Annotated in this window: 4 protein-coding genes; all 4 read right to left on the reverse strand. The window is 66.2% G+C overall.

Annotated elements, in window-relative coordinates:
* The coding region (locus tag IFR11_RS16040) for an amidohydrolase family protein (protein WP_446724813.1) at positions 1-403 on the reverse strand (403 nt) is incomplete at its 3' end.
* Positions 400-750, reverse strand: coding sequence for an L-rhamnose mutarotase (locus IFR11_RS16045; protein WP_191916840.1), 351 nt, complete (start codon positions 748-750; stop codon positions 400-402). The genes IFR11_RS16045 and IFR11_RS16040, both read right to left, overlap by 4 nt.
* Entirely contained in the window at positions 747-1,649 is a 903-nt protein-coding gene (locus IFR11_RS16050) for a carbohydrate ABC transporter permease (RefSeq protein WP_197979095.1), read from the reverse strand. Before IFR11_RS16050 ends, IFR11_RS16045 begins: the two co-directional genes overlap by 4 nt.
* On the reverse strand, positions 1,636-2,441 hold an 806-nt coding region (locus IFR11_RS16055), incomplete at its 5' end, for a carbohydrate ABC transporter permease (protein ID WP_191916841.1). The genes IFR11_RS16055 and IFR11_RS16050, both read right to left, overlap by 14 nt.

The following is a 2,441-nucleotide window of genomic DNA, read 5'->3' on the forward strand; positions in this document are numbered from 1 at the left end:
CCGCCACCGCCTCGAGGCCTGAAGCGACGTCGGCGCGCAGAAGCCACTGCTCGTCGGACTCGGTGTGGGCGAGGTGTCGGACACCTACGAGCGCCTCGGCACCGGGAGCCGCGCCCAGCGCGTCGAGGTCGGCGGAGGTATCGCCGGCGAGGTCGACCCAGCCCACGACTCCGTGGACCTGCTCGGTGGACGACTCCACCAGCATCGTCAGGGTCTCTCGAACGGAGTGCTCGGTCTGCACAAGCACGAAGCGGTCCACGCCCGCTCCCGTCGTCACGTCCACGGCGTCCCGGACCGTGAAATCGCGGTCGAGGGAATCGAGTGACGCCTCGAGGATCCAGGGCTGCGGGGTCGTCGCGAGGTCCCAGACGTGCAGGTGCGCATCGAGGATCCGCCGGGTCATCGCAGGTGCCAAATCTCGCGGGCTTCCTGCCAGCCGCCCGAGTCCGGATGGGTGGCCCGGAACGCCTTCTGGCACGGGTCGGTCAGCGCCCACCACCTCTGCGTGACCTCGTCCCTTGCGATGCCGGCCATGTCGGCGTCGTGGTCCTCGCCCGTGTACTCGTAGTAGGCGAAGAGAGTGTCTCCCACCAGGAAGATCGAGTAGTTCGTCACATGGTGAGCAGAGAGGGCTGCCTCGACCTCCGGCCAGACCGCGGCGTGCAGGCGGAGGTACTCGTCACGCATCTCGGGTACGAGATCGATGACGAGGCCGTGCCTCTGGATCCGGTCGTCGGAGCCGTTGTTCATTCCTTTGTTCCTCCGGCGGTCATGCCCTCCACGAGGAAGCGCTGTGAGAACAAGAAGATCAGGAGGACCGGCAGGACCGAGAGCAGCGTCGCCAGCGCGAGGGCGGGCAGCTGGATCGAGGTCACTCCGGCCGCGGTGGGGTTGAACGCCGGGACGTTCGAGAGGAGCTCGGTCAGACCGACCTGGATGGGGGCTTTCCTGCCCGGAACCGTGAGGAACGGGAGGAAGTAGTTGTTCCAGTTGGACACGAAGCCGAAGAAGCCGACGAGCGCGACGACCGGAGTCGCCAGCGGCAGAGCGATGCGGCAGAAGACCCCGAGTTCGCTGCAGCCGTCGATCCGCGCTGCGGCGAGGAGATCCCGAGGGATGCTCGTGGAGAAGTAGATGTAGGTCAGGTAGACGCCGAACGGGAAGAACGAGAACGGCAGGATCACGGCCAGCGGCGACCCGATGAGCTTCGCCGCGCTGAGCTCGAGGAAGATCGGGAGTACCAGGGCGGTGTTGGGGATCAGCATCACGACGAGGGTCGTGAACAGGAGAGCCTTGCGCCCGCGGAAATCCCCCAGTGCCATCGCGTAACCGGCGGGGATGCTGATCAGGAGCGTGATGACGAGCGCCGAGAGCGAGTACAGGACCGAATTGCCGAGCCAGGTGAAGACGATGCCGTCCTGGAACGAGGCTAGGGAGTTCCAGTTGTCGATCAGCGCCTGGGGCGAGCCGGGCTGGAAGGGGCCCGTCGTGATCAGGTCACGGGCGGACTTGCCCGAGCCGATGACCAGCCAGACGATTGGGATGAGGAAGAAAAGGACGAAGAAGGCGAGCACAGCCCCGACCGCGATGCGGCCGAGCCAGGCGGCCGGAGTCGTCGACCGGCGTGCACCGGTGTCAATCGCGGTCAAAGAGTCCTCCCTTGATGACGAAGAAGATCGAGAGTCCGAGGGACACGACCAGGAGCAGCACGGCGATCGCCGCGGATCCGTTCGAGTCGAAGAACTTGAACGCGTACTGGTAGGCGAGCTGGTTGAGGGAGTAGTCGGTGGGGACGACGCCTTTCGTGGCCTGCGAGAGGACCTTGGGCTCCACGAAGAGCTGAGTCCCCGCGGCGAGCGACATGATCGCCATGTACGAGATCCACTTCTTCAGCATCGGCAGCTGGATGTGGATCGCGGTCTGCCAAGCGCCCGCACCGTCGATCCGGGAGGCCTCCATCACCTCGGTGGGGATGTTGTTGAGGGCTCCGTACATCACGACGATCCAGCCGCCGGCACCGGACCAGAAGGCGATCACGGCGAAGACAGCGGGCAGATTGGCCGGGGCGACCGTCTGCACCAGGGTCTCGAATCCGAGCAGCTGCAGCAGGCCCGAGACCGGGCTGACCGACGGGTCGAGCACGAAGAGCCACAGCACCACCGAGCTCGCGCCGGCGATCGCGCCGGGCACGTAGTACAGGAAGCGGAGGGATGAGCTGAGCCAGCGCACTCCGATCGCGTGCACGGCGACCGCGAGGAAGACGACGAGCACCAGCAGGGCGACGAGCCAGACCACGAGGAACACCCCGACGTGCGAGACCGCGGGCCAGAAGCGGAAGTCGTCGATCACCCGGACGAAGTTGTCGAGGCCGACGAACCGCCCCTCCTTCGTGACCGAGAGGAACAGGGCGTAGAGCGTGGGGAGGAGCCCGAAGGCGATCG

It is taken from the genome of Microbacterium sp. CFBP 8801 (genome assembly GCF_014839455.1).
GTDB lineage: Bacteria > Actinomycetota > Actinomycetes > Actinomycetales > Microbacteriaceae > Microbacterium.

What these genes read in the sequence shown, in the direction of transcription:
- IFR11_RS16045 (WP_191916840.1), bottom strand. Translation starts at nt 750, where the DNA reads ATGAACAACGGCTCCGACGACCGGATCCAGAGGCACGGCCTCGTCATC.